28 protein-coding genes are annotated in these 23,859 nt (G+C 64.7%); 13 read left to right on the top strand and 15 right to left on the bottom strand.

What is annotated here, in order from left to right; genetic code table 11:
* Nucleotides 1-20: 20 nt before the first annotated feature.
* Both AC3WJM_RS05620 and AC3WJM_RS05615 read right to left on the bottom strand, forming a co-directional pair.
* The gene (locus AC3WJM_RS05620) at nt 21-1,049 is read right to left on the bottom strand and encodes an MFS transporter (RefSeq protein WP_492271352.1); all 1,029 of its coding nucleotides are present in this window, start codon (nt 1,047-1,049) and stop codon (nt 21-23) included.
* A gap of 19 nt (nt 1,050-1,068) precedes the next feature.
* Nucleotides 1,069-1,236, bottom strand: coding sequence for a hypothetical protein (locus AC3WJM_RS05615; RefSeq protein ID WP_307053749.1), 168 nt, complete (start codon nt 1,234-1,236; stop codon nt 1,069-1,071).
* A gap of 102 nt (nt 1,237-1,338) precedes the next feature.
* On the opposite strand from AC3WJM_RS05615, the gene AC3WJM_RS05610 reads away from it, so the two are divergent.
* From AC3WJM_RS05610 to AC3WJM_RS05600, 3 genes are all read left to right on the top strand, one after another.
* Complete coding sequence (locus AC3WJM_RS05610; RefSeq protein ID WP_307053750.1) at nt 1,339-2,220, top strand: helix-turn-helix transcriptional regulator; 882 nt, start codon at nt 1,339-1,341, stop codon at nt 2,218-2,220.
* 148 nt (nt 2,221-2,368) lie between these two features.
* The gene (locus AC3WJM_RS05605) at nt 2,369-2,980 is read left to right on the top strand and encodes a hypothetical protein (RefSeq protein ID WP_492271351.1); all 612 of its coding nucleotides are present in this window, start codon (nt 2,369-2,371) and stop codon (nt 2,978-2,980) included.
* 81 nt (nt 2,981-3,061) lie between these two features.
* A complete protein-coding gene (locus tag AC3WJM_RS05600; RefSeq protein WP_307053752.1) occupies nt 3,062-4,000 on the top strand; it encodes a 5'-3' exonuclease in 939 nt (312 codons plus the stop codon).
* A 40-nt stretch (nt 4,001-4,040) separates the two neighbouring features.
* Here the strand turns inward: AC3WJM_RS05600 and AC3WJM_RS05595 are convergent, their stop codons facing one another.
* Together AC3WJM_RS05595 and AC3WJM_RS05590 are read right to left on the bottom strand one after the other, a co-directional pair.
* The gene (locus AC3WJM_RS05595; RefSeq protein ID WP_284989156.1) at nt 4,041-5,132 is read right to left on the bottom strand and encodes a hypothetical protein; all 1,092 of its coding nucleotides are present in this window, start codon (nt 5,130-5,132) and stop codon (nt 4,041-4,043) included.
* A 279-nt stretch (nt 5,133-5,411) separates the two neighbouring features.
* On the bottom strand, nt 5,412-6,527 hold the full coding sequence (locus tag AC3WJM_RS05590) for a fatty acid desaturase family protein (protein ID WP_492271350.1): 1,116 nt from the start codon (nt 6,525-6,527) through the stop codon (nt 5,412-5,414).
* Nucleotides 6,528-6,804: 277 nt separating this feature from the next.
* Between AC3WJM_RS05590 and AC3WJM_RS05585 the strand changes: the two genes are divergently transcribed.
* Together AC3WJM_RS05585 and AC3WJM_RS05580 are read left to right on the top strand one after the other, a co-directional pair.
* Nucleotides 6,805-7,653 (top strand): esterase/lipase family protein, encoded by an 849-nt coding sequence (locus AC3WJM_RS05585; protein ID WP_492271349.1) that lies wholly within the window; start codon nt 6,805-6,807, stop codon nt 7,651-7,653.
* Nucleotides 7,654-7,811: 158 nt separating this feature from the next.
* The gene (locus tag AC3WJM_RS05580) at nt 7,812-8,705 is read left to right on the top strand and encodes a nuclease-related domain-containing protein (protein WP_332602285.1); all 894 of its coding nucleotides are present in this window, start codon (nt 7,812-7,814) and stop codon (nt 8,703-8,705) included.
* Between the two features lie 3 nt (nt 8,706-8,708).
* Here AC3WJM_RS05580 and AC3WJM_RS05575 read toward each other — a convergent pair whose 3' ends face one another.
* Nucleotides 8,709-9,617, bottom strand: a complete 909-nt coding sequence (locus AC3WJM_RS05575; RefSeq protein ID WP_492271348.1) for a prephenate dehydratase — start codon at nt 9,615-9,617, stop codon at nt 8,709-8,711.
* Between the two features lie 173 nt (nt 9,618-9,790).
* Nucleotides 9,791-10,345, bottom strand: a complete 555-nt coding sequence (locus AC3WJM_RS05570) for an SDR family NAD(P)-dependent oxidoreductase (protein ID WP_492271347.1) — start codon at nt 10,343-10,345, stop codon at nt 9,791-9,793.
* Nucleotides 10,346-10,647: 302 nt separating this feature from the next.
* Here AC3WJM_RS05570 and AC3WJM_RS05565 point away from each other — a divergent pair, with 302 nt between their 5' ends.
* Entirely contained in the window at nt 10,648-11,085 is a 438-nt protein-coding gene (locus AC3WJM_RS05565) for a hypothetical protein (protein WP_492271346.1), read from the top strand.
* Nucleotides 11,086-11,113: 28 nt separating this feature from the next.
* Here AC3WJM_RS05565 and AC3WJM_RS05560 read toward each other — a convergent pair whose 3' ends face one another.
* Together AC3WJM_RS05560 and AC3WJM_RS05555 are read right to left on the bottom strand one after the other, a co-directional pair.
* Complete coding sequence (locus tag AC3WJM_RS05560; protein ID WP_492271345.1) at nt 11,114-11,590, bottom strand: phosphatidylserine decarboxylase; 477 nt, start codon at nt 11,588-11,590, stop codon at nt 11,114-11,116.
* Nucleotides 11,560-12,126 carry a phophatidylserine decarboxylase associated domain-containing protein gene (locus AC3WJM_RS05555; RefSeq protein ID WP_307053760.1) on the bottom strand — a complete coding sequence of 189 codons (567 nt, stop codon included), beginning with the start codon at nt 12,124-12,126 and terminating at the stop codon, nt 11,560-11,562. The genes AC3WJM_RS05560 and AC3WJM_RS05555 overlap by 31 nt, the downstream gene beginning before the upstream one ends.
* 90 nt (nt 12,127-12,216) lie before the next feature.
* Between AC3WJM_RS05555 and AC3WJM_RS05550 the strand changes: the two genes are divergently transcribed.
* Both AC3WJM_RS05550 and AC3WJM_RS05545 read left to right on the top strand, forming a co-directional pair.
* Nucleotides 12,217-13,170, top strand: a complete 954-nt coding sequence (locus AC3WJM_RS05550; protein ID WP_492271344.1) for a DUF5996 family protein — start codon at nt 12,217-12,219, stop codon at nt 13,168-13,170.
* Between the two features lie 55 nt (nt 13,171-13,225).
* Nucleotides 13,226-13,573, top strand: coding sequence for a UBP-type zinc finger domain-containing protein (locus tag AC3WJM_RS05545; protein WP_492271343.1), 348 nt, complete (start codon nt 13,226-13,228; stop codon nt 13,571-13,573).
* A gap of 152 nt (nt 13,574-13,725) precedes the next feature.
* Here AC3WJM_RS05545 and AC3WJM_RS05540 read toward each other — a convergent pair whose 3' ends face one another.
* Both AC3WJM_RS05540 and AC3WJM_RS05535 read right to left on the bottom strand, forming a co-directional pair.
* On the bottom strand, nt 13,726-14,046 hold the full coding sequence (locus AC3WJM_RS05540) for a hypothetical protein (protein ID WP_306960052.1): 321 nt from the start codon (nt 14,044-14,046) through the stop codon (nt 13,726-13,728).
* A gap of 733 nt (nt 14,047-14,779) precedes the next feature.
* A complete protein-coding gene (locus AC3WJM_RS05535; protein ID WP_492271342.1) occupies nt 14,780-15,898 on the bottom strand; it encodes an alanine racemase in 1,119 nt (372 codons plus the stop codon).
* 224 nt (nt 15,899-16,122) lie between these two features.
* On the opposite strand from AC3WJM_RS05535, the gene AC3WJM_RS05530 reads away from it, so the two are divergent.
* The gene (locus AC3WJM_RS05530) at nt 16,123-16,428 is read left to right on the top strand and encodes a hypothetical protein (RefSeq protein WP_059388952.1); all 306 of its coding nucleotides are present in this window, start codon (nt 16,123-16,125) and stop codon (nt 16,426-16,428) included.
* An 11-nt stretch (nt 16,429-16,439) separates the two neighbouring features.
* Nucleotides 16,440-16,901, top strand: coding sequence for a GyrI-like domain-containing protein (locus AC3WJM_RS05525; protein ID WP_492271341.1), 462 nt, complete (start codon nt 16,440-16,442; stop codon nt 16,899-16,901).
* A gap of 92 nt (nt 16,902-16,993) precedes the next feature.
* Here AC3WJM_RS05525 and AC3WJM_RS05520 read toward each other — a convergent pair whose 3' ends face one another.
* A complete protein-coding gene (locus AC3WJM_RS05520; protein ID WP_492271340.1) occupies nt 16,994-17,689 on the bottom strand; it encodes a maleylpyruvate isomerase family mycothiol-dependent enzyme in 696 nt (231 codons plus the stop codon).
* 144 nt (nt 17,690-17,833) lie between these two features.
* Here AC3WJM_RS05520 and AC3WJM_RS05515 point away from each other — a divergent pair, with 144 nt between their 5' ends.
* Nucleotides 17,834-18,316, top strand: a complete 483-nt coding sequence (locus AC3WJM_RS05515; RefSeq protein WP_059388955.1) for a MarR family winged helix-turn-helix transcriptional regulator — start codon at nt 17,834-17,836, stop codon at nt 18,314-18,316.
* A gap of 24 nt (nt 18,317-18,340) precedes the next feature.
* Here the strand turns inward: AC3WJM_RS05515 and AC3WJM_RS05510 are convergent, their stop codons facing one another.
* Nucleotides 18,341-19,735, bottom strand: coding sequence for a glycosyltransferase 87 family protein (locus AC3WJM_RS05510; protein ID WP_492271339.1), 1,395 nt, complete (start codon nt 19,733-19,735; stop codon nt 18,341-18,343).
* Nucleotides 19,736-19,847: 112 nt separating this feature from the next.
* Between AC3WJM_RS05510 and AC3WJM_RS05505 the strand changes: the two genes are divergently transcribed.
* Complete coding sequence (locus AC3WJM_RS05505) at nt 19,848-21,065, top strand: molybdopterin-dependent oxidoreductase (RefSeq protein WP_492271338.1); 1,218 nt, start codon at nt 19,848-19,850, stop codon at nt 21,063-21,065.
* Complete coding sequence (locus AC3WJM_RS05500; protein ID WP_284989144.1) at nt 21,065-21,577, top strand: hypothetical protein; 513 nt, start codon at nt 21,065-21,067, stop codon at nt 21,575-21,577. The genes AC3WJM_RS05505 and AC3WJM_RS05500 overlap by 1 nt, the downstream gene beginning before the upstream one ends.
* Here AC3WJM_RS05500 and AC3WJM_RS05495 read toward each other — a convergent pair.
* Genes AC3WJM_RS05495 through AC3WJM_RS05485 form a run of 3 tightly spaced genes read right to left on the bottom strand, consistent with a single transcriptional unit; the run spans nt 21,538 to nt 23,758 of the window.
* Nucleotides 21,538-22,287 carry a methyltransferase domain-containing protein gene (locus tag AC3WJM_RS05495; protein ID WP_284989143.1) on the bottom strand — a complete coding sequence of 250 codons (750 nt, stop codon included), beginning with the start codon at nt 22,285-22,287 and terminating at the stop codon, nt 21,538-21,540. The genes AC3WJM_RS05500 and AC3WJM_RS05495 overlap by 40 nt on opposite strands.
* Nucleotides 22,284-22,988 (bottom strand): TIGR04282 family arsenosugar biosynthesis glycosyltransferase, encoded by a 705-nt coding sequence (locus AC3WJM_RS05490; RefSeq protein WP_492271337.1) that lies wholly within the window; start codon nt 22,986-22,988, stop codon nt 22,284-22,286. The genes AC3WJM_RS05495 and AC3WJM_RS05490 overlap by 4 nt, the downstream gene beginning before the upstream one ends.
* On the bottom strand, nt 22,985-23,758 hold the full coding sequence (locus tag AC3WJM_RS05485; RefSeq protein WP_284989141.1) for a glycosyltransferase family 2 protein: 774 nt from the start codon (nt 23,756-23,758) through the stop codon (nt 22,985-22,987). Before AC3WJM_RS05485 ends, AC3WJM_RS05490 begins: the two co-directional genes overlap by 4 nt.
* Nucleotides 23,759-23,859: the final 101 nt, after the last annotated feature.

Raw genomic sequence — 23,859 nt, 5'->3', positions numbered from 1 at the left:
GAAACGGGTGGTCCGGAAATTCAGCGCGCGGTTTCGAGTTGCGGCGCCGACGCAACTTCCCGGCGGGCCCCGGCGCGGCGGGCGGCCAGGTCCGCGGGAAGGATGAGGGCCGCTGTAACGGCCAGGGCGAGGAGCAGGAGAATGCTGCCTGTCGTGAGGGCGGCGCCGACCTGGGCGGCCAGGTGCGCCACGGCGGAACTCGTGGTCGGTACCGTCGCCGCGGCAGCGACTGCGATGCCAAGCCCCAGGCAAGTGCCGACCTGGTGGAAGGTGTTCACCAGGCCGGATGCCGCGCCGGCGTCGGACGCGGGGGCTCCGATGATGCCGAACGAGGTCAGCGGCGCAAACGCGAGACCCTGTCCCGCGCCGATGAGGACCATCGGCAGGGCAACCCCGGTCAGGTACGCGGAGTCGACACCGACCCGGCTGAGCCAGAACATCCCGGCAAGAGTGATCAGAATCCCTGCCGCCAGCGGGATTGAACCCGGCAACTTGCCCATGAGCCGCGGGATGCCCATTGCGACGGCGAAGTTCACCGCCGTCATGGGGAGGAATCCGAGGCCGGCCTGCAGCGGGTCGAAGCCGAGCACTTCCTGCAGGAACTGCGTGGTGAAGAAGAAGAACCCGATCATCGCGCCCAAGTACAGGAAGCGCGCCACATAGGCGCCGGTTCGGCGGCGGCTCGCGAACAGCCGCAGCGGCATGATCGGCTGGGCCGCCCTACGCTCGATCAGCACGAATACGACCAGAAGCACGACGCCGGCGCTGACGGCGGTGACTGTGACCGGCGAGCTCCAGCCGGCGTCGACCGTGTTGATGATGCCGAATACAAGTGCGCCGACACCGAGGGTGGCGCTGAGCGCGCCGAAAGCGTCGAAGCGGCCGCGGGACCGGCCTGATTCCGGGATGAACCGCGGCGCGAGTGCGATCATCGCGGCGCCGATAGGTACATTGACGAAGAATCCAGCCCGCCAGGAGATCCAGTGTGCCAGCGCCCCGCCGATGACCAGCCCCAGGCTGGCGCCGATGCCTGCGGTAGCGCCGTACAAGGCAACGGCCCGGGTGCGTTCACGGCCTTCCGGGAAGCTCGCGGTGAGCAGGGAGCCGCAGCTCCGCCTGCAGGCTCGGCAGGGCAGTGAAGATGACCGAGTTGTCCAGCAGGATCATGAAGTAGCTGAGGAGAATGATCGCGAGGATCGCTCCCAAATGGGAGGCTGTTGCGGGTTCAGGTTTCATGCTCTCCATCCAACCGTGATTACATACGGACCGGGAGTCACGGCCGTTCAGGGTAACGCCAGTGCCTCCCTTGGCCGATCGACCCGGCGTAGCGTGGATGCCATGACACACAGCGAGGACGTGCGGAAGTTCCTGGCCTCCCGCCGGGCAAGGATCACCCCGGACGAGGCAGGGCTTCCCGTCTACGGCGGCAACCGGCGCGTTACCGGACTGCGCCGCGAAGAAGTCGCGATGCTCGCCGGGATGAGCATCGACTACTACATACGCCTTGAGCGCGGAAACCTCTCCGGCGCCTCGGACAGTGTCCTCGAAGCCCTCGCGCGTGCGTTGAAGCTTGACGACGCCGAAACGGCCCACCTTTTTGACCTGGCCCGTGCCGCCACCGCCTCCCCAAGGGTGAGGCGCAAGCACAGCCCGCAGACAGTGCGGCCGAGCGTGCAACGCGTCATCGATGCGATTACAGCAGCGCCGGCTTGGGTTCGCAACGATCGCGGGGATGTCCTCGCCGCCAACGAGCTGGGCCGTGCCCTGTATCTGGACATGATGGCAGAGGTGGCCACTCCGCCGAACAGCGCGCGCTTCACTTTCCTGAACCCCAAAGCGCGGGAGTTCTTCGCCGATTGGGAACGCGCAGCGGACGACATCGTCGCGGTCCTTCGCTCCACCGCCGGAAAAAACCCGTACGACAGGGACCTCACGGACCTGATCGGTGAACTCTCCACCCGCAGCGAAGAGTTCCGCACGCGGTGGGCCCGTCACGACGTGAAGTACCACCGCGCCGGCCGCAAACACCTCCACCACCCGATCGTCGGCGACCTTGACCTGAGCTTTGAAGCGCTGGAACTTCCCGCAGACCCGGGACTGCGCATCAACGTCTACACGGCTGACCCCGGGACCCCCTCCGAGGACGCACTGAAAGTCCTCGCCAGCTGGGCCGCCACCCAGCGCGACACGTCACAAATAGCGGCTCAAGGAAAGAAATGAAGGGCTGCCGCACCACGTTGTCGACCTGAGCAGCTGTGGATGATACCGTCGTCGCTGGCTAGACATTTGGGATTTCAGCACGCAATCGCAGGGGATCTATATTCCCCACTATTCACGTGAATTCCGTAATTCGTCTCAGGGGGGACAAATGAAGAAGTCTATTGCAGCGCTTGCACTTGCAGGAACAATCGTACTGGCCGGCACCGCGCCGGCCGTAGCATCCACCACCTACCCGGCGCCGGGCAATGAGTACGGAACCGTTTCTGACGGAACCATATCTCGCGGCGGATCCATCACTTTCTCCGGTAGCGGCTACATCGCCGGCGAAACAGTCAACATCACGTTCGAGCGAACCGGCGGCAAGAAGGCTTCGTACGGCGGGAGGCCCGCTCCGTCCAACTTCAGCGTGATTGCTGACGGCACCGGCGCTTTCTCAACGCCCATTACCTTCACCGACGGCGGCAACTACATGATCGGCGCTGTCGGCGCCACGTCCGGCAACAGGCGCTGGGCAGCCGTGGTTGTGAATTCCGGCAACGGCGGAGGCAACAATAACGGGGGCGGCAACCATGGCGGCGGCAACGGCAAGGGCAATTCCGGACTTGCTGCTGTTTCCAGCGTTACCGCCGCTGGCACAGCAAACGGCGAGGCCAACACTGTTGCAGAGTCCAACCTGATCCTGTGGTCGCTGGTCGGCGCAGGCGCTTTGGCCGCGAGCGCGGCATCCACAGCGGTGATTCGCCGCCGCGCCAAGAAGTAACACGTCGCTACAAGGGCAGGTGCTTCTCCGGGAAACTGGAAAGCACCTGCCCTTTGCCGCTTGTGGATGTAAGGATCGGTTATGCCTCACCGCCTGATGCTCCTTGATACGGCCTCGCTCTACTTTCGCGCCTTCTTCGGCGTGCCCGATTCGATCCGCCGCGCCGATGGCACCCCGGTAAACGCCGTTCGCGGTCTGCTGGACATGATCGCGCGGCTCGCCACCGACTATGGGGCGACACATCTGGTTGCGTGCTGGGACGAAGACTGGCGCCCGAAGTGGCGCGTGGATCTCATCCCGACGTACAAGTCGCATCGGGTGGCGGAGGCGGTCGAGGGTGCGCCCGACGTCGAAGTGGTACCGGATGCGCTCCAGCTGCAGGTTCCCATGATCCGGCAGGTCCTCCGCCTTGCGGGGATCGCCGTCGTCGGGGCTGCCTCCCATGAAGCCGACGACGTCATCGGCAGCTACGCGAGCCACGCCGGGGTTCCCGTCGACGTCGTGACGGGCGACCGGGATCTGTTCCAGGTGGTCGATGATGCCCGCCAGGTGCGCGTCATCTACACGGCGAGGGGCATGAAGAACCTTGAGGTCGTGACGGATGCCGTCGTCGTGGGCAAATATCGAGTGCTGCCCGAGCAGTACGCCGATTTCGCGACGCTACGCGGCGACGCATCGGACGGGCTGCCGGGTGTGGGCGGGATCGGTGAAAAGACGGCCGCGTCGTTGCTCGCGATGTACGGCACGCTCGACCAGTTGCTCGCTGCAGCGAGGGATCCAGGCAGCGGGCTGTCCGCGCCTGTAAGGACGAAACTCGCCGCTTCCGCCGATTATCTGGCTGTTGCGCCCGTTGTTGTGAACGTCGTGCGCGACCTCGCACTGCCCACGCTCGACGAGGCGGGAGCGCTGCTGCGCCCCGTCGTCGGGGACTCGCGCATTGAACTCGAGCGTCTCGCTACGGACTGGAACCTCGGCGGCTCAGTGAAGCGATTGCTCGAAGCCCTCGACCTCAGGCAGTGAGGGACATCAGCCCTGCGCAATGATCGGCACAGCTGGCAAATCAGTGAGTCGGTGACGCCTGGATGGTTCTCGCTGTGGCTTCTATCTTGAGGGTAAGCGCGGCGAGGGCGAGCATTTCCAGTCCGGTCCAGGCGAGCGTCCCGCCCCAGATTTCAGGGGAGAAGCTCAGTGCCCCGTCGTGGACCGCCACACCGGCGAAGTACGGGGCCCAGAACACGACGGGGGAGAGGCCTGTCGCGATCATTAGCCGCGCGTGGCTGGTCGGGCGGGGTCGTACCATGGCCCACAGCAATCCAACGAGGACGGCTCCAGCGACGGCCGCCGGAACGAGCCAGGCGTCACGCAGCGCGACCATGATCTGCAGGGCCACCGAGGGCAGCAGCACCATGGCCGCGGGCACGGCGGCGTGCAGGCGCCATCGTAGCGAAAGCAAAAGGACGGGCACGAAAAGCACAGCCGTTGAGACAAAGAACGATCCCAAGGACACGATGATGGACGACGACGTCGGCACCGTCACCGCGGGCTCCGCCCCGGGAGCGGAGATGTACGTCTGGATGAGCCCGTGACGGGCGAAGACCGTGAATTCCTGCAGGATGAATGCCGCGACCATGCCGGAGAGCATGGCGCTCGCGACGGCTGGTATCAGCCGCGGCCATGACCGTTCGGGTGAGTGCCATGCCGAGGAGAACGGCGCGCCGAGGATGAGGAAGCCTCCCGTGGCGAGCCCCAGATGGGACGGGCTGAATAGCGCCTTGAGGCCCTGCTCGATGCCGAACACCGAATGCCAGGCGAAGTCCGCCATCCCGGAGATGAGGAAGAGGACGACCCCGGCTGCCGCGGCCCCATACCCGGCGGGGATGGCTTCGGTCCACCGTGTGCCGGGTGCGTGGCGGCGCCAGGTCAGGGCGGCGATCCAGAGGGCGCACGCCGCGAAGCCCGAGTAGAGGATCGCGTGCCACGGAGTGAAGAACGTCTCGAGGTCGCGGAGGTTGTTGTGCGCCCAGCCGTCAACATAGGTTCCGGTGAGGAGCCAAACGCCGGCCACGAGGGTAATGACGTCTTCAACGGCAGTCGTGGGGCGGTGGACTGATACCGGCGGAATCGCAAAAGCGTGAGCTGCTGTGGCGTCCATAGCTCCACAGTAGGTCCCGCCGCCTTTCGCGGCGAGAGGCAATCTCTTTTGCTGGAACCCCGGCCGCTGCGCCGTTGGCGGTTCCTGTTGACCAGGCTTCTTGCCCGGACCTAGCATCGCCGTGCTGGTGCGTGATGGTCTGGGGCATCCCTTGACCTTCGACCCAGCCGCCGCCTGGAAGTGATCGTCTTTGCGGCACTCATCGCGTGGACTGTCTGGGACCGGAAACGGCGGCAAGCATCGTGGTCTTCCTGACGGGTCTGTGCCGCCGGCCGCTGGTTATCGCCGGTATTCGCCGGCCACTGGACAGGTGAACGGATCCGCTGCCGCGAGTCCTACCGTATTAAGGTAGCGAACCACGATTGCGTACGAGTGCAGCAGCCCCGTTTCGGTGTAGGCGATCCCCTCGGCATCGCAGTGCGCCTTGACCAGCTGACGGACCTCTCGCAGGTGCGGGCGGGGCATATCGGGGAACAAGTGGTGTTCTATTTGGTGATTAAGCCCGCCCATGAGCAAGGTCACGAATCGTCCTCCGGCGATGTTGCGGGACGTGACCACCTGCCGTGTCAGGAAGTCCACCCGGCTGTTTTCGGACAGGATCGGCATCCCCTTATGATTCGGCGCGAAGCTTCCTCCCATGTAGAGACCGAACACGGCGACCTGTACCACGATGAATGTGACGGCGATCGCGGGGGACAGGACGAGGAAAAGCAGGCCGACGTAGGCACCGAAGTGCAGACCCAGCAGGGCGATCTCAAGCCACCGGTACTTCACTGGCCCTCGCCGAAGCAAATACTTCAACGAGTCAATATGCAGCGTCCATCCGAGGAACAAGAGCAAAGGGAAGAGCAAATAGCCTTGGTGCTTGCCGAGGGCACGGCCGAGTCTTCCGCGGCTGCTTGGCACTTCGTTGTGGAAGATGACCACACCCTGTGCGATGTCCGGGTCATGATTGACCATGTTCGGGCGGGCATGGTGCCGCGAGTGCTTGTCGGTCCAATACGCGAAACTCATGCCTACCACCAGGGTGGCAATGAGGCGTGCAGTCCACTCGTTCGCGGAACGGGACGCAAACACTTGCTGATGGGCTGCTTCATGGCCGAGGAAGGCGAACTGCGTGAAGACGACGCCGGAGGCGCCTGCCACGGCCAGCTGAAGCCAGGAGTCTCCCAAGATGAAGAACACCACCCAGATCCCCGTTCCCACCACGGCCAGGATCGTCAGCAGGAGGAGGTAGTAGCGTCGGCACCGCCGGAGCAGACCCGCTTCCCGGACGGATTTCAGGAGGTCCGCATAGCTGCTCGTGACCTTGTTGATCCGTGCCCTTCGCGGAGCGGGTCGTGGCGGCATCGTCAACGCGGGCACGGACGGTGAAGGCTGGTTGGTCAAGGGCAAGTGGTTGCCTCCTCGGATGCGCTGAAGACGCGCTGCCGGGGTCCGGGGCAACACAACCAGCCTAGGCGCCGCTGGCCCTACCCGTCCAGAGGATTGGGATCAGGGCGGGACGATCAGTCGGTGATTGGTCTGGCATTCGATACGGTCCGGGGTTGACCAGCGGGGTGCACGTTTTCTCAAGTTTGCAGCACGGTATTGCAACCCGACGGTAAGTTACCCCAAAGTAGCTAGGGATGCCGCGGACATAGGGGTTCGCGGCCAGGAGAAAGGCAAGGCCATGCGCCGATTCCGACTCACCGCCGTCCTCGCCGCTGCGGCGCTCACGATTGGACTCTTCGCCGCACCCGCGGCTCAGGCCGACTCGATCTCGCCGGTCCCGCCCGGAGCCAATGACTGGACGTGCAAGCCGACGAGCGTGCATCCGTACCCTATAGTCCTCGTCCCAGGGACGTTCGAGACGATGTACAAGAACTGGGCGCTGTTCTCGCCCGTACTTAAGAATCAGGGGTACTGCGTCTTCTCGCTCAACTACGGAGTAGTCAACGGTGTCCCCGCCAGCGGGCCAATTCGGGACTCCGCTGCTGAGCTTGCGACGTTCGTTCGCTCAGTTCTCGGCGCAACGGGTGCGAAGCAGGTAGATCTCGTCGGCCACAGCCAAGGTGGGATGATGCCGCGCTATTACATCGGCTTCCTCGACGGCGCCAAGTATGTGCACCATTTGGTTGGCATTGCGCCGTCGAACCATGGCACCCAAGGCCTGATCGCGCCGTCGCCCGCAGGGATGATTCTCGACACGACCGCAACGAGCACCCTGTGCCAGGCCTGCGCGGACCAGCATGCCGGCTCGGCATTCATGACCGAGCTCAATTCGATCGGCGACGCCGTGCCGGGGCCGTCGTACACAGTGATCTCGACCCGCTACGACGAGGTCGTGACGCCCTATACGAGCCAGGCTCTTGTTGGGCCGCTCAAGCAAATGTCCAACCTTGTCCTGCAGGACTACTGCCCGCTCGACACATTCGAACACGATCAATCTCCCAACGACCCGAACGTGTGGTCTCTCGTCTCCAACGCGCTTCTCCAGAGCGGCCCCGCAGATCCGGGGTATCGCCCGGAGTGCGTGTAGCGGGTGGTGGCCCGCCTGGGCTTTTGGTCCAGGAGGTTGCAGGCCCCGACGGCCATGCACGGTCCGCAGATCAGTCGGGCCGCCGATAATGTGCTGCCTGTATTCTCGCCCGGCACCGTTAGGATCGGTCCTGTGTACCAACGACAATGCGAAAGCCCATGATCCCCGACCCTTTCCCGACTGGTACAGGTCTGCCTCCGGACCCGCCGGAGGTTCCCGGCAAAGGTCCAGGCACCGAGCTCAGTCCCGGGCTGCTGACTGACCGGGTACCGGGACAGGCCGTGATGGCCGAGCTCTTGGCCGTGCGGGAAAGGGACGCTCCGCGGTCCCGGCTGGGGCGCGTGTTCGGGCTTGACCCGCTGACCGCAGACAGCCGCCCCTGGTACACGGGCGCCGTCGGGGAATTGGCGGTGGCTCGGGTTCTGGCGCGGCTGGGACCGGAATGGACAGTCCTTCATGCGGTTCCGGCCGGGGCCGGCACGTCAGACATTGATCATGTGTTGATCGGGCCGGCAGGGGTGTACACAGTGAACACCAAGAATCATTCAAACCAGAGAATCTGGGTGGCTGGCCGCACTCTGATGGTGGCCGGCACGAGACAGCGCTATCTTCCCAACGCCATGCACGAGGCGGCCCGAGCCGCCAAGCTCCTCTCCGCAGCAGCAGGTCTGGCGGTGGAGGTCACCGGTGTCCTGGTGTTCGTGGAGCCCAAGGGCATCACGGTCCGGGAACGGCCCGAGAGCATAACTGTGCTGAGCGATGGTCAGCTGTTGCGCTGGCTTAACCGGCGCAGACCGGTCCTCACTCCGGAGCAGATCGCCCGCATTGTCGCCGTTGCCGCGTTGCCGGGAACCTGGCACCGCCAGCCTGCGGGGCCCGGGGACGCTGTCGCTCTTCAGCGGGCCTTCGACGCTGTCAGGACGGAAGTCGTGGGGGCCCGACGACGGCGGGCGGTATGGGCGCTTGCCGTCGCGGCCTGTTTCGTCACTGCTGTTTTCAAACTTCCGGTGATTATCGCGTGGGTCTTGCCGATGCTCACGCACGCGGGATAGCCACTAAAGCGACAAAGTGGGCTTTGGATTGCCAGCAGGCGTTGTGCCCGGATTGCCGGAATCGGTGAAGCCCAGGCTTCGGTAAGGCGCAGCAGCAAATACGCCGAGAACCCTGACCTCATCGGTGAAGAACTCCAGCTCCTCGAGCGCGAGTCGCACGGGGGTGTCGGATGGGTGCCCTTCAACGTCGGCCATGAACGTGGTGGCAGCAAACTCGTTACCCACCATGTAGCTTTCCAGGCGCGTCATGTTCACGCCGTTCGTCGCGAAACCACCCAGGGCTTTGTACAGGGCCGAGGGGACGTTCCTGACCCGGAAGACGAAGCTCGTGATCACGGGACCGGGCAACTCGTCGCGGGTTTGCTGCCGACGCTCCCTTGACAGGGCGACAAACCGGGTCGTGTTGGTGGCGTCGTCCTCGACGTCTTCTGCCAAGACGTCCAGCCCGTACATCTGGGCGGCGAGCGGAGGCGCGAGCGAGACCTTGGAAGCGTCATTCCAGTCGCGGACCTCCCGTGCGGATCCTGCCGTGTCGCCGGCAACAACTGGTTTCAGCCCCATTGACCGGATCAGCTTCCTGCACTGGCCGAGGGCATGAACGTGGCTGTGCACTTCTCGCGCCTGTTCGAGCGTGCTTCCGGGTATGCCCAGCAAGTGGAATCGGATCCTGAGAAAATGTTCGCCCACAATCTGCAATCCGGATTCAGGCAGGAGCACATGGATATCCGCAACGCGCCCGGCGATGGAGTTCTCAATCGGAATCATGGCGAGGTCCGCGTCGCCGGATTTCACTAGTTCGAAAGCATCTTCGAAGCTGGGGCACGGTACTGGCTCCATGTCGGGGAACATCTGTAGGCAGGCGATGTTGGAGTTGGCGCCGGGCTCTCCTTGATATGCAACTTTACGAACCATGGAGCAAATGGTGTCACATTTTGCCGGGTGGGAAGCGCCGCGCCAGAACGGACTTTGGGTGTGAACCGGCTCGGAGCGCGCCGATGCGTGTGCGGAGGTATCGGGTAACCCTCACTGAACGGGTCGCACACTCGGACTACGCCCTGATCCACGAGCCGCCGGCTGGCAGCAGCTTAGACGGCGGTGTAGCCGCCATCGACGAGTACGTAAGAGCCGGTCATGAAACTGGCCTTGTCGGAAAGTAGGAACGTGGTGACGTTCGCGATCTCCTCAGGCTGTCCCAGGCGGCCGAGCGGATGCTTCGCCTCGAGCCCATTGAGGACTTCTTTAGGCGCAGCGGCCAGCAGCGGCGTATCGATATAGCCGGGGCCGATAGCGTTGACGCGCAACCCCTGGGGCCCATATTCAGCCGCAGCATTCTTGGTCAGGCCCACGACGCCGTGCTTGGCCGCGGTGTAAGCGGCGTTGCCGGGAGCGGCGACGGCGCCATAGCTCGCCACCGCGAAGTGGACGGCCTTCTTACTATCCTCGGCGACCGCTGTGTTGGCCTGAAAGGGAACGGCGGTGCCGCCAGCGACCGTGATCTCGTTGGCCACGCGGGTGGCACCGTCCAGGTTGATGTCGACGACGACGTTGACACCGTTCTTCGCGAGGTCTTTGCTGATCGCTTCCCCAAGTCCGGAGCCTCCGCCGGTGACGATCGCGGTCTTGCCTTCGAAGTTACTCATAGTTCCTCCTCGTGCGGCGGAATCGGTCCCGCGATTTCAGTGTTGAGCGGTGGTTGAGCCGCTCGCTTGTGGCAACCGTACTCCGTCCCGCGAGAAGAAGCCGGGACTTCGAATCTCCTGGCTCCACAGCGAGGGTCCTTTGACCCAAACGTGCAAACGGCCGGAAAGTCTTCCTTCAGGTGCGAAACGGCGGCACCATGAAGGAGAGCAGAACCCGTCCACCGATGGAAGGGAGAGAGAGCAGCGTGGATGAGCACAGGTCCCGTCGACGTCCCAGATTCCCGGGGTGGGAAGTCGGACCGGTGGCGGTCGGACTGGGCTTGGTCGCCCACCTGGTCTCGGGTGGCGTGTCTCCCGGGGTTCCGGTGCTGATCGCGCTGACGGCTCTGCTGAGTATGTGCGCTTCGCTGCTCGCCCGGATAAACCTACCGAGTTGGCTATTGGTCTTTCTCTGCGGTGTCGCCCAGCAGGTCCTGCATCTGGCCTTCGGCCGGCTCTCCGGGGCCTTCTCGGTTGTTGCGCCAGCCCAACATCAGCATGCAGGGTCAGGATGGCAGCCTGGGCAGCTGGCCGTGACGCCATCCGTCGCGGCCGGGCACTCACCGGATTTGATGCTGGACACGCACGTTGCGGCAGCTTTGCTGACAGCGCTACTCGTCTCCCGGGCGGACATATCGCTTACGCGGGCGTTGGCCCTGTTCCGGCACTCCGGCCAGACCCCTACGGCACATCTAGACTAGCTCGTGCCTCAGGAGGCCGCCGTCGGCCTCAGGACTTAGCGGTCGCCAGCTTCGACCGGACCCGCACGAGGGGCGCGTTCGGATCCTGCGGTTGGGGGATAGCGGTGAGAGCGAACTGGTCGATGACACCGGGCCGGAAGACGAGGCACTCGGTCGAGCCGACGAACTGGAAGTACCCCAGTTCGTCTCCCTTGTTTACGTGGTGGCCCGGTACGATCTCCGGATCGATGACGCAGGATGAGACTTCGACCATGCCTACCGGGATCACTGCCATGAGACCGATGACGGGGTCGTCGGCCTGGATCAGGATGATCGCGCGGGCAGCGACGTGGGCCAGATATGACTGGGAGAGGGTCGGCTTGACGGCGTCGGCCCCCTCGGAGTCTGCCTCGGAGAAGTACGTGCCGTCCTTGACGTACGCCCGCACGATCGTTCCGGCGACGGGAGCGTGCCACCGGTGATAATTGAGCGCGCTCAGGAACGCCTGGTACACAGTTCCGCCCACAAAATGATCCATTGACTCGTCCCGGGCGAGCAGGTCCTCGAGTGAGAGGGCTGGTTCTTGACCCAGAACCGGCTCCGGCGTTGAACGTCGGAGCTTATCTTGTATGGGGTCGACTCGCAGGCGCTGGCGATGATCCGGGGATCGCGGTGAGCCGCGAACCCGGCCTCGGTACCCATGGTCCAATCGAGGATCGCTGTCAACGGCGTGGTGACCATGCCGCCTTCGCTGAACTCGGGGGCAGTCGTCAGGACCTCGTTGATGAGCCGAAGCATCTGGTCAACGCTCGTGAGATGCCGTTTGCGGTAGGGCTTCAATTTAGGTACCTGCTCGATCATCTCCGTCATGTAGAGGCGGACAACCGGATCGCTGGCGATCAGTTCCTTGAACTCCACGATCACGGGATGCAGGGCAGCGTCTTCGCCCCGCGCTTCCACTCGTTCCCGGTGACCGGCAATCCATTCCTCAAGGTCGTCTTGTCGCTCGGGCAGCCAGCCGCCCGGTCGTCGGACACGGTCGGATGAAGCGTTGATTGTCATAGTGCCGAGCCTGCGCGCCTCCGACGTCGGGCCAGGCGCCGAAGCAGGGGACCTCGGCGGTTCTGGCGCTAAAGGTGGCAGAATTGTCAGATGGCTCACCCTGGATGGCCACGGCTTCGGGCCGATGATTGGACCCCGACCCGGGAGACCGTGCACATGTGGACCCAGATCGTCGGAAAAATCCGCATGGCGCACAGCCCGATGCTGAACCACTGGTGGCAGGTGACGCTTTACGTCACGCCGCGCGGGCTGACGACATCAATGATCCCGTATGGCCGCGGTGCCTACGACATCGAATTCGATTTCCTTGAACACCGGCTGAACATACGCTCCAGCAATGGAACTTCAGCATTCGTCGTTCTCGGAGCCAAGTCGGTGGCCGAATTCCACTCCGAGGTATTCGAAGCCTTGGGCCGGCTCGGTATCGAGGCGTCTATCCGCGGCATTCCGAACGAGGTGGACCCGGCCATACCCTTCGCCGAGGACCATCAGCACGCCTCCTACGATCCGGAGGCCATCGGGCTGTTTTGGCGGCAATTGGTCCAGTCGGACCGCGTCCTGAACGAATTCAGGTCCCGTTTCAGGGGCAAGGCCAGTCCCGTGCACTTCTTCTGGGGAGGCATGGACCTCGCGTACTCCCGCTTCTCCGGACGGGACGCGCCCACCCACCCCGGAGGAATCCCGAACTGCGCCGACTGGGTGATGGTGGAGGGTTACTCCCACGAGCTAAGCAGCTGCGGGTTTTGGCCCGGGGGAGGGGACGAAGGAGCCTTCTATGCCTACTGCTATCCCGAGCCCGCCGGCTACGCCGAATATGTGACCGACGCCGACGGTGCCGTCTATAACAATGACGGCAGGCTGTACCTCCTCCCGTATGAGAACGTCCGCACTGCCTCGGACCCCGACAAGATGCTGTTGCGGTTCCTGCAGTCCACCTACGAGGCGGCTGCGGAGACAGGACGTTGGGACCGGGCCGCGCTGGAGGCGGATCCGGCCCGCTGGCGGCACTCACGACGAGGGCAGCATTCCTTCGGCGTGAAATAGCCGGGGCGTAAAGTAGTGGGTGGTCCAAAGGCACTCCAATACGAGGGAAAGCCACATGAATGCAAATCACGGAATCGACGTTTCGATTCCACCCAGCGGACCTGGTTGCGTCGAATGCGAGGCCAACGGTGGGTGGTGGCTCCACCTGCGGCGGTGCGCCCAGTGCGGGCACATCGGCTGCTGCGACAACTCGCCGGGGCAACACGCCACAGCCCATGCACAATCCAGCGGCCACCCGGTCATCCGCACCTTCGAGCCGGGCGAGGACTGGTTCTTCAACTATCCCGACTCCGCATTTTTCGCCGGTCCGGAACTTGAACCGCCGGCGCATCACCCGCTCGATCAAAGCGTTCCGGGCCCAGCCTCACGCGTCCCGGCCGACTGGCAGCAGCGACTGCACTGACGGGGATGGAAGGACGATAGCGTGAGCGGCGTGCATCGCTTCCGGGCTGAACGCGGAGGTTGAGGCTGTGACCAGGGTGACGTGGTAGCCGAGATCCTTGCCGAAGCGGCCGGTCTGTTCGTTGCAGCACGCGATCGAGCCCGGGAGCTGTTCTAGGACGCGTCGGTGATGTCAGCCAGCAACCAGTCCGGGGATCCGGGACTCCGCTGCAGATGGAATGTGAGCAATGCGGAGTCTGAGTTGAGGCGAGCCTGTACCCGCCAGTTTTCAACGGATGCGAGGTGTTCGCTGTCGGTGGCGGCGGAGTCGCCGCCATCCCGCCCGCTTCCGCGTCCGAACCAGTGCGCGGCGCCGCCGTCGGGATCCACAGCCCAGATGCCGCCGTCATATCGGACGGCCAACGGGGCGCCGTCGGGGCTGAAGCGGACGGCGATCTCTACTAGCGTATGAATGGCCTCGGCAGTGAGTGTCATTGATGTGTACTTTCCCGGGTTGTACGGCGCGCCGTTGTCATGCAGCCTTCACGAAGGTCAGCTCGGTATTGTCCACTCTTTTAATCGTTTGTGTCCACGGAACAGGTACGCCCTTTTCAAAATAAATTAGCCGGATTGGGGTGACCACGCACGGCCAAAGCGTGTTTCCTCCGGGCGTTTCGACCACTTTCTACGTGAACCTATTTCGCCCGATCCAACGCGTGCATCAAGGCATCGGGCTCACCAAGTTTGAAATACGGATACTGCCATCGTTGCAATGATAGATATTCGGGAGGCTTCGGAAATAGAGTGGCGAACACCTGTACCGATAGCTCGTTTCCATTCCGGGCGGACCGGGACGTGGTCGCATGCCGCCGGGCCTCGGCGGTGCCCCACCTAGGAGGCGATGAGATGCTTGCGGACATCATTGCCCAAGTGGTGGTAGAACTGATCCAGGGATGGTTCGACGGGCGGCCCACGCCTCGCTAGCGTGTCTTACGGGCTCTGGATCTCTCGAGGGAGCCTGTCCTGTCTCCGAAGCAGCGAGAATTCGGCCGGAAGTGGCTCACGTACGGCTTGGGACATCTCGCGGATCTCGGGCTTGAATCGCGCGCCAAAGATATTCAGAAGGCACTGCAGCGTGTTGAACCCTTCCCTTGGGAGGACAGATGACGTTGCTGCGCAGAGACAAGTCGTAACGGACGTTCCGGATGCCAGCCGCTTGCAGGACTGCCTAGAACACCGGACGCCAGGTCTCGACGGCGTCGTCGCTGACTGCGACAACCTCACGCCAGCGGTCGAACACTGAGCAAGGGTGGGAGATGCCCAGATCCACGATATCGCCGACCTGCAGGCCTTCTGCGTCGTCCACGATGGCGTGGTGGTCGAAGAGGCGCGTCAGCGTGGCGCCTTCGCCGTCCGGCAGGAGGGCCCCGTTACGGAATCGGGAGACGATCACCGGCAGGCCGGCGTCGTACGCCAACTCCCGCTTGCCCGCGTTCAGGACAACGCGCCCGGGTTCAGGGGCGGAGATGACCAGTGCCCGAACCACGACGGCGGCGGTGAGACCCGGGATTGGCGAGACGCTCTGGTAGGTGCCGTGGTCGTGCACGACGTAGCAGCCTGACCGGAGCACGTTGACGGAGGTGCTGTGCGGCAGGAACGCGGCGGCACGGTCTTGGAACGCCGAGCCGCCGTTGCTCAACACCGGTAGATCCACCTCGAAAGTGGCGTGCAGTTCGTCGAAAATGTCGCGGGCCAGGCGGCAATGCGAATCGATCCCGGCCAGGTTTGCATCGGTCCTGGTGTTCGGTGCCACGCCCTCGTAGGCGCTGACGCCGGCCAACAGTAATCCCTGGGCGGCACGAACCTCAGCAGCGAGAGGCCCGGCTTCGGCTTCGCTGCGGATCCCGGTGCGGCCGCCGGCGGTCCCGACGTCGATCAGTACGTTGAGCGGCTGTGGCGAGTGTTCGAACACTTCGGCCATGGCTTGGACGCCCGCCGTCGAATCGGCCAGGCAGTAGATCTCCAGCTCCGGCGAGGCTGTCAGCCGGGCGCGGAGCTCCTCGAGGTGGCCGCGGAACAGCACCTCGTTCGCGATGAGGATCCGGGTGGCACCCCACTCGATGGCCTGCGCGGCCTGCGCGGTGGTCGCCACGGTCACGCCCCAGGAACGGGGCAACTGCCGACGGACAATCTCGCCCGTCATGGTGGTCTTGATATGCGGGGCCAGCACCATGCCGCGCTCCCGTGTCCAGGCCTCTTTGATGCCGATATTGCGCTCGACGGCGGCAACGTCCAGGAGCATCTGCGGCAAGGTGTTGAGAGGGAGGGCGGGGTCAAGGTGCGGCATGCGATGCGGTTCCTTCAGGACGTTCCGGAAGCTGGGTACCCGGAGATCCTATCCGGGTTCAGTAACTAGAGAACCCGTCGGCAGGTCGCCGCGAATGACAAGTAGTGGCCACTCGGGCGGTTACAGGGCGGAATGAGTATGGTCTTTCTCGTGTCAGACCTTTCAGGCGGATCGTCGCGTGGCTGGCTGCCACGAGCTGAGTCCAGGCCATAGGAGGTCACATCATGTCCGTCATCATTGCAACCAAGGTATCCGGTGACACGAGCGTTTTCGCCAAGTCGCTGGAGGAGCGCGCTGACGAGTATCGCCAATGGGGGGAGCGCGGCCGGGCTGCTGGGGCCATCCACCATCAGTTCGCGGTCGGCGACGGGTTTGTCCTCGTAGTCGATGAATGGGAATCGACAGAAGCATTCCAGAAATTCTTCGGTGACCCAGAGATCCAGGCGTTCATCGGCTCGGTCGGCGGCGACCCGAACGTGGCCCCTGAAGTCACCGTCGGGGAATCGGTCGACTCTGCGGACAAGTACTAGCCGACTCCTGCATGTCGGTCCCCGTCAACGTACAGACTGTTCGCCCCCGCATGCTGGCCGCCGTCCGGCGTGAGGTCTTTCCGGGCGAAGTCGGCTCGGCATGGGGCCCTGCTGTGGCGCTGGTCTGGGACTTCATTCGCAGTCAGCCGGGCCTGTGGACGGACGGCCACAATGTCTTCGTCTACCACCACCCGAACACGCCTGACGCACCCCTTCTGTGCGAATTCGGCGTCGAAGTCACGCGCACCTTTGAACCGGCGGGCGAGGTTCATGCAACCGAAACCCCCGCGGGCCAGGCTGCCGTGGCAGTCCACCGTGGGCCGTACCACCGCATGGACGAGGCATACAAGACGATCGAGGAGTGGATGGCGGCGAATCATAGGGAGTCTGCCGGGCATTCGTGGGAGATCTACGGAGATCCGACACCAGATCCGGCGGACACTGAAACCACGATCGTGCACTTGCTGAAGTAGCTGGCCGGCCGGGGCGCCTTCGCCGAGTTCGCGGAACATGGCCGGGGGAATGGCTGCGCGCCGCTATGCATATAGGCCGAAAAACCAGGTGGTCAGGGGGTGAGGGGGCCTTGCAGAACCTGGACGGCAAGCGCTTTGTCACCTTCGATGAGAGCAGTTTCTGCGAGGTTGGAGCGGCCCCAGAGCCCCAGGTACATCCCGTGCAGCGGGGCGGCAATGGAGGCCTCGGCTACCCCTTGGCCGAGTTTCCAGCTCCGGGCTCCGGGTACGTGGAAGATCACTGCCCCTTTCGGCTGGGGCATCCGTCCCAGGCGAAGCTGTCGCGGAGTGAACATTGTCAGGATTTCGTCAATTCCGTCGAGCAGGAAATCTTCTGCGAAAACAGGGTCTGCCAACCCTGATGTTTGGCAGGCGTCGATGAGGTGGACGGCGTGTTCATGTGCCTGGCGCCGGCGCCAGAACCCGGCTTTGCGCGGAGGCGGGCCGAAGTTCCAGCACGGCGCCTCGGGTTCGAGTGCCGACATTGTCCCGAGGAAGGCGTCCGCGCCTTGGAGGAACCACATTTCGGCTCCGGTGACCGGTGGTTCAGGTTCCTCGACGAACTTGCCCGAAAGGACTATTTGGGCTGCCCAACGTTCGATCGACCCCAGATGCCCGAAGAGATCCCTCAGTGTCCAGCCAGGGCACGCAGGGACAGGACGGGTCAGAATGTCCTCGGGTTGGCGAGCGAGGACGCTCAGGCGGTCAAGGCTGTTGGCCAGCTCAGTAAGAAGGCGATCCGGCGACATATGCCGAGCATAATGGGCCGGCCGGTTTCCCTGAATTCCAGCGGGTTCCAACACGGTGTGGCGATCACGCCAACGATGCTCCTGGCGCGGGTCATTTCACACTGGCATCCCGCACTTAGGAAGCAGGCTTACTATGGTGGATGTATGCCGGACTTAAACGACTGGACGACTCCACGGTTGCTCTCAACTGCAGCGCGACTGGTCGAGCATGCCTGGAATGAAAAGCTTGCTGTCTTGGGCCTGACCCATGCGGGTGTCATAGCGTTGGAAGTTCTCGACGCGGAAGGGGCCATGGTGCAGGCCCGGCTTTCCACCAAAGTCCAGGTGCGGGCGCAGACCATGGGACAGACGCTTTCGAGGTTGGAGGCGCATGGGCACATTACCCGGGAACGTAGCCGCCTGGACGGGCGCTCGCAGCGGGTGGCTGTTTCCGAGTCGGGCCGGACGGCCCTTGTCCAGGCCCGGGCGCTTGACCGGAATCTGACTCCCGGCGTCGAAGTCGGCGTGGAGGAACTGCGCGGCAAGCTAGTGGCCGTTATCCGCTGGCTCGGTTCTGCGCGCTGGGGCGAAGAAATGCCCGAGAACGAGTCAACGGCAACCAGCAAGGATCTGCCTGAGCAGAGCTAGCGCACCAGCAGCATGGCCGCCCGATTACGCCACTGCGTGCTGCCGCCGTCGTCTCACGACCGTTGCAACCACCAGGAGCACGACGACGGTCCCCAGGCCGAGTCGCTCCGCCAACGGGCCGTAGGGTTCGGCGCCGGTGAAATACATCAGGGCCAGCACGGGCGCGATGGCTGTGAACTCGTAGCGACGGCTCAACACGACGAACGGCAGAAGCAGCAGTGCGTACCAAGGGTAGCTGGGCGAAACGATCAGCAGCATTCCTCCGACCATCAAGACCTGCCCGTCCCACGGCCGGGAGACGTCGGTGGTCCGCCACACGTAAATGGCGAGAGCAAGCAGCAACACGAGTGCGGCCGGCGCCGCCCAACTGGCAGGGAGCACCAGCTTCAACAAAGCGAACCGCGGGCTGTCCTGCCCGTCGTACCCCTCCGAACGAAGGTATTCGGGAAGATAGCCCAGGACAGCCCAACCGCTGGCGAGGACGTACGGTACGTACACCACGGCGAACGTGGCCACGGCGGCCGCGCCGAAGCGGAACGGCCGCCGGTACAGCAGTGCCGGGGCGCTGATGACGGGGATCAGCTTGGTGGCCACGGCCGCGCCAAAGGCGACTCCGGAACCCAGTGTGCGCCCGCCCACCAGCAGTAGCGCCGCCGCCAAGGCCAGGGCGGTGCCCAACGCATCCACATGCGCCCCGTTGATGGCTTCAAAAGCCACCAGCGGAGACCAGGCCCACCAGACGGCTTGGTGCGCGGGCCTTCCGGTGCGGCGCAGGAACGCCAGCAATGCCACCGTGATGGCGAGGCTAAGCAGGAGCCCTGCCAGTTGGAAGGCGATGAATCCAACCTCGGGACCCGGGACGAACCGCACGGCCAGGAAATAGAGTTCTGCCACCGCCGGGTAGACGGTGGGCACGGCGGGCCTGTTGATGGCCGTGCACAGGGTACTGCCGCCGGGAATGTTGGTGGTGGTCTCCGTACCTGTGGGGAAGGGATTGCTATGGCATGTTCCATCCGGCCCGGCGTCTTGGAACAGCCACGGCGGCCGCAGCGGCCGCAGCGCTTCGTCCGCCGGAACGTGGGCATATGGAGAGATTCCGGCCTTCTGGACGATGCCGTCCCACGCATAGCGTGCGGAGTCGTTGCTGGTGGCCGGCGGTGCGGCGATGGCCGCGGCTCCCACCAAGAGCGAGCCCAGAAGGACGACGGCGGCCGCGTGCCGCGCCGTGATCCGGCGCGCCACTAGTACCGCCGGGAAGAAGACAATCCAGGCGGCCAGCGTGCCAAGAGGAGACACCCACTCCGCGGACGGATCGGTGGTGACGGTCCACCAGACGACGGCGGCGAGCAGGGCCACCAGTGCCAGCGCCATCACCGCGGCCGAAATGCCGGACGCGGGCCGGGTTGTTGGTTCGCTCACCCTTCGATCGTGCACCACGTGCAGGCTGGTGGGCCATTGATCCGCGGCACCGTATGCCTTTCGTAAGGTCTGCATCGGGACGGCGGGAGGGTCTTGGTGGTGTGATCAAGGCATGGACAGATTGACCACTTTCCTCCAACAGCGGATGGAAGCGGTGAACGGACGGTTCTCCTCGCCCTTGCGCAGCAGGCGGCTGACGGTGGTGCTGGGCCGTTGGCTCGGCCTTGCCTTCACTGTGTGCTTCTTGACCGGACTGTTCAGCCACCTTCTGCAGGATCCGCCAGCGTGGATGCTTTTCATTACCCGCCCCGTATGGCTGTACGTGGCTACGCAGGGCATCCACGTCACCACCGGGATAGCTTCCATCCCGCTCCTCGTCGCCAAGCTCTGGTCCGTGTATCCCGAACTCTTGCGTTGGCCCCCGCTGAAGTCCGTGGTGCACGGCCTGGAACGGGCCTCCATTGCGCTCTTCGTGGCCGCTTCGCTGGTGGAAGTCACCATCGGCCTGCTTAATACTTTCCAGTGGTACCCCTGGCCGTTTTCCTTCAGGGATGTCCACTATTGGCTGGCCTGGGTCATCATCGGATCTTTGGCGCTTCACATCGCTGTCAAGATGCCCCTGATCCTGGCCCATTGGAGCCGTCGGTCGGACGCGGCCACCATCGCTGCGGCGACTGAAGGGGGAGTGCCGGACAGCAAAACTCTTCCTGCAGCCGCGAAGGCTCGAACCGGGCACGGCTGGAGCCGCAGGGGGTTCCTGGCGGCAATCACTGCTGGCACCGGCGTCGTCGTCTTGACGACTGGGGGCCAGTCCTTCGCCTGGCTGTCGAGCCTGAACCTCTTCGCGCCGCGCCGAATGGATACCGGCCCCCAGGCCGTCCCCATCAACAGGACGGCCGCCCAGGCCGGTGTGGCTGACGCTGCGCTGGGCCCCGACTGGGTGCTGACCGTGTCCTCGGGATCGGTGCAGAAGACGTTCACACTGGCGCAGCTCGCGGCCTTGCCGCAGTACAGCTACGGATTGCCCATCGCCTGCGTGGAAGGCTGGAGCCAAGGAGCCCAGTGGCGCGGTGTCCGAGTCAGGGACCTGATGGCAACGGTGGGCGCACCGGCTGATGCCGAGTTGCAGATTTCCAGCATGGAGAAAGGCGGCGTGTACGGGCGGTCCTTCATGCCCGCTGCGTACAGCCAGGACGAGCAGACCTTGCTGGCGCTCGAGCTCAACGGCGAACCCCTGGACCTCGACCACGGCTATCCTGCACGGATCGTCGCACCCGGACGCCCGGGCGTCTTGCAGACCAAATGGGTGCACAAAGTGGAGGTGATCTGATGCGGCTCTCCTTGGGGATTCCGTCGGCGCCCGGTAGGCGCGGGACCGTCTGGTGGGTGCGTGCAGCCCTGGGCATCCTAGGACTGGCAGCCCTCGGATACGCCCTCTTCGGATTCCTTGCCAATGTGCCGCCTGCCCAGCTGATCGGTGTGGCTGCCTGGCTTGCTGTGGCGTTGTTGGTGCACGACGGCGTGCTGGTTCCGTTGACGACGTTGGCCGGCGGCGGCTTGTCGAGGTTGACGTATGGGCTGGGCCCCGTTCAACGGGGGATCGTGCGCGGGGCCCTTCTGGTGGGGGCATTGATGACGTTGGTGGCGGCCCCGCTCATCCGCGCCCAGCAGGTGCTCCAGCCAACCGGGCCGGGCAGCGGCGCCAACAGCACCGTCCTGCAGGGAGACTATGTGCTGGCCTTGGGCGTTTTCTGGATGGTCCTGGTGGTGGCCGCAGCGACTGCTGTGGCCGCCGTCGGACTCTACGGCCGCCGTTCCAAGGTCAGGAAGACCCGGCCCTGAACCGTCCGGGTTGCCACGGTATCCAATCCCGCGCGGGCCGCGTGGACAGCGAGCGCTTTCGCGCCGGCACGGGCCCAGGGAAAGGCCGCGCTGGCACGTCCGTCTGAATCCTCCAGCACCGCCAGATAGGCCACATCGAGAAAATCGCGTGCTTCGGCCTCCGCAAGCACTTGCCCGTCCGAGGCGAGCAAGGAGGCAACACGCTCCAGGAGCACCCGGATGTTTCCACCGATGCCGATGTTGCCATCCAATAACAGGGCCGAACCCCAACCTCGCTCGTGTGGGACGGGGTCAAAGATGGAGCCCAGGATGGCCGCACCGCCCCGGGCGGTGGCCAGCTTCACGGCGGCTGGGCTCGAATCGACACCCATGGAGGCCAGCCCCAGTTCCCGGGCGGCCTCCAGCATCCGCCCTGGGCCGCAGCCCACATCAAGAACGGGCCCGCGGAGGGCGCGAAGCAACTCGCGCTCACCTGCCGTGGCCGGGCCGGACCAGCCGAGCATGTTGAAGTGGACGGGCCCGATGGACTCCGGCAATGCCGACTCCGGACGCAGCGTCAGTCGCCCCAGGCCGAGGGGCAGGCTGCGGGCATAAGGCTCGTGGCCGCCCTGTCCAAAGAGAGCCGGTCCAAACAAGGCGAGCGGGCGGGAGTCAGGCGCAAAGGAATCGGACCGGGCACCAGGGCCTCCGCGAGCTGTCTGGATGCTCATCGCGAGGAACCCCTCGTGGGCACGACGCCGGCCGGCACCCCAAGCGGCATGCCCGCCTCGGGCAGTCCGACGCCAAACCGCTCCACTGCGAGGGCAAACCGGGTTCCGCTGCATTCCCGCGCGGCAGCCAGAGCATCGGCGAAGTAGTCCACGTCCCGCACGACGGGAAGCAGTCCGACCTCCAGGCCAGCGCCGGCAAGCCGGGCCAATTGCTGCGCCCCGGTCCGCGGAGTGGACATGTCCACCCCGCGGAGCAAACCGCCGTCGGGCCGGTACAGGCCCAACGCCCAGAAGCCACCGTCCGACGCCGGGCCGAACCACGCGCCGCGATGCGGTACCGGAGCGGGGGCTGCCCAGTCCGCCAGGAGCGGGGCCAATTGCTCCCCGCGTATTTGGGGCGTGTCCATGCCCAGAATCAGCAGGGGTCCGGCCGTGAGCGAACAGATGGCCGCCAGCCGCTCGTCCAGGCCACCGGAGCACTGGGCGGATACTTCAAAACCGGCTGCATCTCTTTCGTGCGGCGTGCCGTCAAAGACGAGCAAACGCCTATCCGCCGGAAGGGATCGCACTGTTTCCAGGGTCTGGCTCAGGCTGGTCTGGGCCAAGGCTGCGGCCTGCTCCGGGGTGAGCGGGGGAGTGAGGCGCGTCTTGACCTTGCCCGGGCTGCATTCTTTGGCAATGACGGCGATGGTGAGGTTCACGGCGTCGCTCCATGGGGATCAGCCGGTGCTCGATCGGCCGGCCCGTCGCCCTTCGTCGCCTGAGTCCGCTGCGATGCGGCGGCCAACTGGGTCCCCATGTCTTTGAGCGCAGTGACGGTTCCGCGGAGTGTGCCCGTTACTTTGGACTTTCCCAGCCGGGGAGCATAGTCGACCGGAACTTCGGCCACACGCCAACCGTCGCGGTGCGCTTTGAGGAACATTTCCAACGGGTAGCCGCTGCGTCGGTCCTTGAGGTCCAGGCCGAGGAGTGCGCTGCGCCGGGCAAGGCGAAGGGGGCCGAGGTCAGTTAGAGGGATCCCCGTGAGCCTGCGCAACTGCCGGCTCAGGACCATATTGGCCAAGCGGGCGTGGATCGGCCAAGCACCGCGGGCCGGACGCCTGGCACCCAACACCAGATCGGCACGGGCTGTGCGCACGAGCTCGAGCATCGGGGCCAATTGGGCGGGGTCCAGCGAACCATCGCAATCGCAAAAGCCCACAAACTCCGCCGTGGCCGCCAGCAGTCCGGCATGCGCCGCTGCGCCAAAACCGCGCCTCGGTTCGTCGACGACGGTGGCCCCCAGGCTCGCGGCCAGGGCGCCGGAGCCGTCGGTTGATCCGTTGTCCACGACGATCGCGCGGTATCCAGGCGGCAAAGCTCCCAGCACCTTGGGAAGGGCCGAACGTTCGTTGAGGCACGGTAAGACGACGTCCACGAGTGCGGCGGGTGGGCCCCCATCGTCGGCCGGTCCGTTGGGGAGGCCGGCCATTCCTCTTCGATCGCGCGAACCGCTTTGCTCTTTCTCCACCCTTTGACCGTAGAATCCGCAGGCCCGGTGCGACAGGCGGATTTCCTTACGGAACCGGGACG

It is taken from the genome of Arthrobacter sp. FW306-1B-G06A, assembly GCF_058781765.1.
The sequence above is the reverse complement of the archived record's forward strand: the minus strand, read 5'-3'. Positions and strand labels throughout refer to the sequence as shown.

What these genes read in the sequence shown, in the direction of transcription:
- AC3WJM_RS05615 (WP_307053749.1), bottom strand. Translation starts at nt 1,236, where the DNA reads ATGAAACCTGAACCCGCAACAGCCTCCCATTTGGGAGCGATCCTCGCG.
- AC3WJM_RS05610 (WP_307053750.1), top strand. Translation starts at nt 1,339, where the DNA reads ATGACACACAGCGAGGACGTGCGGAAGTTCCTGGCCTCCCGCCGGGCA.
- AC3WJM_RS05605 (WP_492271351.1), top strand. Translation starts at nt 2,369, where the DNA reads ATGAAGAAGTCTATTGCAGCGCTTGCACTTGCAGGAACAATCGTACTG.
- AC3WJM_RS05600 (WP_307053752.1), top strand. Translation starts at nt 3,062, where the DNA reads ATGCCTCACCGCCTGATGCTCCTTGATACGGCCTCGCTCTACTTTCGC.
- AC3WJM_RS05595 (WP_284989156.1), bottom strand. Translation starts at nt 5,132, where the DNA reads ATGGACGCCACAGCAGCTCACGCTTTTGCGATTCCGCCGGTATCAGTC.
- AC3WJM_RS05585 (WP_492271349.1), top strand. Translation starts at nt 6,805, where the DNA reads ATGCGCCGATTCCGACTCACCGCCGTCCTCGCCGCTGCGGCGCTCACG.
- AC3WJM_RS05580 (WP_332602285.1), top strand. Translation starts at nt 7,812, where the DNA reads ATGATCCCCGACCCTTTCCCGACTGGTACAGGTCTGCCTCCGGACCCG.
- AC3WJM_RS05575 (WP_492271348.1), bottom strand. Translation starts at nt 9,617, where the DNA reads ATGGTTCGTAAAGTTGCATATCAAGGAGAGCCCGGCGCCAACTCCAAC.
- AC3WJM_RS05570 (WP_492271347.1), bottom strand. Translation starts at nt 10,345, where the DNA reads ATGAGTAACTTCGAAGGCAAGACCGCGATCGTCACCGGCGGAGGCTCC.
- AC3WJM_RS05555 (WP_307053760.1), bottom strand. Translation starts at nt 12,126, where the DNA reads ATGACAATCAACGCTTCATCCGACCGTGTCCGACGACCGGGCGGCTGG.
- AC3WJM_RS05550 (WP_492271344.1), top strand. Translation starts at nt 12,217, where the DNA reads ATGGCTCACCCTGGATGGCCACGGCTTCGGGCCGATGATTGGACCCCG.
- AC3WJM_RS05545 (WP_492271343.1), top strand. Translation starts at nt 13,226, where the DNA reads ATGAATGCAAATCACGGAATCGACGTTTCGATTCCACCCAGCGGACCT.
- AC3WJM_RS05540 (WP_306960052.1), bottom strand. Translation starts at nt 14,046, where the DNA reads ATGACACTCACTGCCGAGGCCATTCATACGCTAGTAGAGATCGCCGTC.
- AC3WJM_RS05535 (WP_492271342.1), bottom strand. Translation starts at nt 15,898, where the DNA reads ATGCCGCACCTTGACCCCGCCCTCCCTCTCAACACCTTGCCGCAGATG.
- AC3WJM_RS05530 (WP_059388952.1), top strand. Translation starts at nt 16,123, where the DNA reads ATGTCCGTCATCATTGCAACCAAGGTATCCGGTGACACGAGCGTTTTC.
- AC3WJM_RS05525 (WP_492271341.1), top strand. Translation starts at nt 16,440, where the DNA reads ATGTCGGTCCCCGTCAACGTACAGACTGTTCGCCCCCGCATGCTGGCC.
- AC3WJM_RS05520 (WP_492271340.1), bottom strand. Translation starts at nt 17,689, where the DNA reads ATGTCGCCGGATCGCCTTCTTACTGAGCTGGCCAACAGCCTTGACCGC.
- AC3WJM_RS05515 (WP_059388955.1), top strand. Translation starts at nt 17,834, where the DNA reads ATGCCGGACTTAAACGACTGGACGACTCCACGGTTGCTCTCAACTGCA.
- AC3WJM_RS05505 (WP_492271338.1), top strand. Translation starts at nt 19,848, where the DNA reads ATGGACAGATTGACCACTTTCCTCCAACAGCGGATGGAAGCGGTGAAC.
- AC3WJM_RS05500 (WP_284989144.1), top strand. Translation starts at nt 21,065, where the DNA reads ATGCGGCTCTCCTTGGGGATTCCGTCGGCGCCCGGTAGGCGCGGGACC.
- AC3WJM_RS05495 (WP_284989143.1), bottom strand. Translation starts at nt 22,287, where the DNA reads ATGAGCATCCAGACAGCTCGCGGAGGCCCTGGTGCCCGGTCCGATTCC.
- AC3WJM_RS05485 (WP_284989141.1), bottom strand. Translation starts at nt 23,758, where the DNA reads ATGGCCGGCCTCCCCAACGGACCGGCCGACGATGGGGGCCCACCCGCC.